3 protein-coding genes are annotated in these 3594 nt (G+C 70.6%); 1 reads left to right on the top strand and 2 read right to left on the bottom strand.

Translation table 11 applies throughout. The features are described from left to right. Positions 1 to 1026: AAA family ATPase (locus IY392_RS10580; RefSeq protein WP_194861181.1), on the top strand; the 1026-nt coding region annotated here is incomplete at its 5' end. Between the two features lie 28 nt (positions 1027 to 1054). Here the strand turns inward: IY392_RS10580 and IY392_RS10575 are convergent. Both IY392_RS10575 and IY392_RS10570 read right to left on the bottom strand, forming a co-directional pair. After that, a complete protein-coding gene (locus IY392_RS10575) occupies positions 1055 to 1798 on the bottom strand; it encodes a succinate dehydrogenase/fumarate reductase iron-sulfur subunit (RefSeq protein ID WP_194861180.1) in 744 nt (247 codons plus the stop codon). A gap of 34 nt (positions 1799 to 1832) precedes the next feature. Further along, positions 1833 to 3594: fumarate reductase/succinate dehydrogenase flavoprotein subunit (locus tag IY392_RS10570; protein WP_194861179.1), on the bottom strand; the 1762-nt coding region annotated here is incomplete at its 5' end.

The raw sequence follows: 3594 nt of genomic DNA, 5'->3' as shown, positions 1-3594 counted from the left end.
GAGCTGAGCGTGCGGCTGCTGGCCCGGCTCGACGAGCTGATCGCCTCGGCCGGAGCCGACCGTGACCGGCTGGCGTCCGCGCGGACGGAGGCCTCCGACCGGGTTGCCGCGCTCCGGACCGAGCTCGCAGCCGCGGAGTCCGAGGTCACCAGGCTCGGGGACGCCGCGCACCGCGACGAGGTCGTCCGGGCCCAGCTCAAGGTCAAGGTGTCCGAACTCGAGTCCGCGGTGCTGGAACGCCATGGCATCGAGCCCGAGGCACTGGTCGCGGAATACGGACCGGAGGTGCCGCTTCCACCGTCCTCGCTCGAGATCGAGGAGTACGAGGCGGCCCGCGAGCGCGGTGAGGACGTCACCCCGCCCCCGCCGATGCCCTACCACCGCGCCGAACAGGAGCGTCGGCTGAAGCAGGCCCAGAAGGATCTCGCGACCCTGGGCAAGGTCAATCCGCTGGCGCTCGAGGAGTTCGCCGCTCTCGAGGAGCGGTACGCGTTCCTGTCCACCCAGCTCGACGACGTCAGGAAGGCCCGGGCCGACCTCGAGGGGGTGATCGACGACGTCGACGAGAGGATCGAGCAGATCTTCACCGAGGCGTGGGTGGACGTCGAACGCGAGTTCCGGGACGTGTTCTCCGTGCTGTTCCCCGGCGGAGAGGGCCGGTTGATCCTCACCGATCCCACGGACATGCTGGCCACGGGCATCGAGGTCGAGGCCCGGCCGCCGGGGAAGAAGGTCAAGCGGCTGTCCCTGCTGTCCGGGGGGGAGAAGTCGCTGACGGCCGTGGCGATGTTGGTGGCGATCTTCAAGGCCCGGCCCAGCCCGTTCTACGTGATGGACGAGGTCGAAGCCGCGCTCGACGACACCAACCTGCGCCGACTCATCGGATTGTTCGAGCAGCTGCGGGAGACAAGCCAGCTCATCGTGATCACCCACCAGAAGCCCACGATGGACGTGGCCGATGTGCTCTACGGGGTGTCCATGCAGGGTGACGGCATCTCCAAGGTGATCTCCCAGCGCATGCGCTGACGTTCGGCGGGCCTCGCGGTGCCGGGCGTCAGGAACGCCTGAACAGCGCGCGGAGACGCTCCCGGTTGACCACCGCGATCGCCCGTAGCGGGATCCCCGCCGGGCACACCGTCGAACACTCGCCGTAGAGGGAGCAGGACCCGAACTCCTGATCCGCCGCGCGGACCATCTCGCGCGCCCTCGAACCGCGTTCGCGGCTCGCCACCGGCATGAGGGCCAGATGCCCCAGCTTGGCACCCACGAAGAGATTCGCCGATCCGTTGGGGCAGGCGGCCACACACGCGCCGCAGCCGATGCAGGCCGCCAGATCCAGTGCGGTCTCCGCCTCCTGGTGGCCCTGGGACGTCACATCGGCGTCGGGGGCCGCCCCCGCGGGCAGCGACACGTGGGCCCCGGCCTCGGCGATCCGGTCGAGCGCGGAACGGTCCACCACGAGGTCCCGGATCACAGGGAACGCTGCCGAGCGCATCGGTTCGATGCGCAGGGTGTCGCCGTCGGAGTAGGCGTCCAGGCGCTGGTGGCACGAGGGGGTGTTCTCCGCGGGGCCGTGCGGACGGCCGTCGACGCTCACCCCGCACGCGCCACAGATCCCCTCCCGACAGTCGGAGTCGAACGCCACCGGCTCCTGCCCGTCATCGATCAATCGGCCGTTGAGCACGTCGAGCAACTCGAGCAGGCTCATCTCCGGTTCGGCGTCCGGGACGGCGTACTCCTCGTACGCGCCGGTCTCCTCGGGACCGGACTGCCTCCACACGCGCAGGGTCAGTCTCACGATGCCGTCCTCATGGCCGTCCCGGGTGCGGTTCTCATCGGTAGTCCCTCGTCGTGAGCTCGACCGCGGTGAACTCGAGCGGTTCGGCGTGGCGGGTGAACGTGCGCGGGCCGCCCCGGTCGTCGCCCTCGGACCCCCAGACGGAGACGAATCGCCACTGGTCGTCCCGGCGCAGTGCCTCACCGCCCGGGGTACGGTGTTCGTCGCGGAAGTGGGCACCGCACGACTCGTCGCGGTCCAGGGCGTCGACGCACATCAGCTCGGCCAGCTCCAGGTAGTCGGCCGTCCGGCCGGCCAGTTCGAGCACCTGGTTGAGGTGCCCCCCGGTCCCCGTCACCCGCAGGTCGGACCAGAACCGGGTCCGCAGGTCGCGGATCCGATCGATCGCGGTGGAAAGACCTTCGGCGGTGCGGGTGACCCCGCACCCGGCGTAGAGGATCTCGCCCAGTTCGCGGTGGAAGTGGCCGGGTCCGGTCGAGCCGCCCACCGCGAGCAGCGCATCCACGCGGCCCCGGGCACGGGCCACGGCGGCGGTGACCACCTCGTCGTCGTCGTCCGGGGGGTGGTCACCGAGGCGGGCGGCCAGGTGCGCCGACACCGAGTACGGGAGGGTGAACCAGCCGTCCACGCAGGCGCTGAGCAGGGAGTTGGCGCCGAGCCGGTTTGCGCCGTGATAGGCCCAGCCACACTCGCCGCCCACGAACAACCCGGGGATCGAGGTCTGGAGGTCGTAGTCGCTCCAGAGCCCTCCCATGGTGAAGTGGCAGGTGGGAGCGATGCGCATCGGAACGGAGTACGGGTCCTCGCCGGTGGCGTGGGAGTACATGTCGAAGAGGTTGCCGTAGCGTTCGGCGATCCGTCGCCGCCCGCCGCCCGCGAGAGCCTCCCGGAAGTCCAGGTAGACCGAGTTGTGCCGGGGGCCCACCCCACGCCCGTCGCGGAGCTGCGCGGTGATCGCCCGTGAGGCCACGTCGCGGGGGACCAGGTTGCCGTAGGCGGGGTAGCGGCGTTCGAGGAAGTAGTCGCGATCGGAGTCCGGGATCTCGCCGGGCAGCCTGTCGTCGCCGGCGCGCAGCGGCACCCAGATCCGGCCGTCGTTGCGCAGTGACTCGCTCATGAGGATGGTCTTGGACTGCCACGCCGAGTCCTTGGGCAGGGCGGTGGGGTGGAACTGCACGAACGACGGCGAGGCGAACAGCGCCCCCCGCTGGTGAGCCCGCCACACGGCCGAGGCGTTGGAGTTCACCGCGAGCGTGGAGTCGTGGAAGACGTTGCCGTAGCCACCCGTCGCCAGCACGACGGCGTGGGCGGTCTCGGCGCGGATGCGTCCGGTGACGAGATCGCGGACCACGACTCCGTGACATCCGGCCTCGTCGACGATCAGATCCAGCATCTCGTGACGGGTGTGCAACCGCACCGAGCCGGCCCGGATCTGCCGCTGGAGGGCCTGGGTGCCGGCGATCTGGAGCTGCTGCCCGGTCTGTCCGCGGGAGTAGTAGGTCCGTGAGACCTGGACCCCGCCGAACGATCGCGTGGACAACACGCCCCCGTACTCCCGCGCGAACGGGGTGCCGATCGCCGAGAAGTGGTCGATGACGCGCGCCGACTCCTCGCCCAGCCTGAACGCCTCGGCCTCCCTGCCCCGGAAGTCACCACCCCTGACTGTGTCAACGACGAAGCGGTGCAGACTGTCGCCGTCGACCCGCCGCGCGCGGGCGGCATTGATCCCGCCCTGGGCGGCCACGGAGTGCGCGCGCCGCGCAGCGTCGTGGTAGGTCAGCGCGGTGACCCGATAC

This window comes from Dietzia sp. SYD-A1 (genome assembly GCF_015356725.1).
In the GTDB taxonomy this organism is placed as follows: Bacteria; Actinomycetota; Actinomycetes; order Mycobacteriales; family Mycobacteriaceae; genus Dietzia.
The sequence above is the reverse complement of the archived record's forward strand: the minus strand, read 5'-3'. Positions and strand labels throughout refer to the sequence as shown.